General features: G+C 37.8%; 1 protein-coding gene. It reads right to left on the bottom strand.

Annotated features, from left to right (window positions below; all coding sequences use genetic code 11):
- Window positions 1-3: 3 nt before the first annotated feature.
- On the bottom strand, window positions 4-283 hold a 280-nt coding region (gene gatC / locus AOA59_RS27640; protein ID WP_099489735.1), incomplete at its 5' end, for an Asp-tRNA(Asn)/Glu-tRNA(Gln) amidotransferase subunit GatC.

Here is a 283-nt window from a genome sequence, read left to right as displayed (position 1 = left end):
CCTCTACTCTAGTACTGATGGAACTTTAACTTGTCCATCCTCGTGATCTGGTGCATTCTTTAACGTATCTTCCCTATCTAATGAAGGTCTCACTTCATCTTCTCTCACTACGTTTTTTACATCAAGCACGTGAGAAGTTGGTTGCACATTCGTTGTATCTAATTCGTTTAATAGCTCAGCATACTTAATGATATCGTCTAGTTGTTGTGTGAACTTGTCCATTTCTTCTTCAGTAAATTCAAGTCTTGCCAAGTTTGCCACGTGTTTTACATCATCTTTTGAT

Source organism: Pseudomonas sp. 2822-15 (assembly GCF_002742515.1).
GTDB lineage: Bacteria > Pseudomonadota > Gammaproteobacteria > Pseudomonadales > Pseudomonadaceae > Aquipseudomonas > Aquipseudomonas salomonii.
This window is presented reverse-complemented; position numbering and strand designations above follow the sequence as displayed.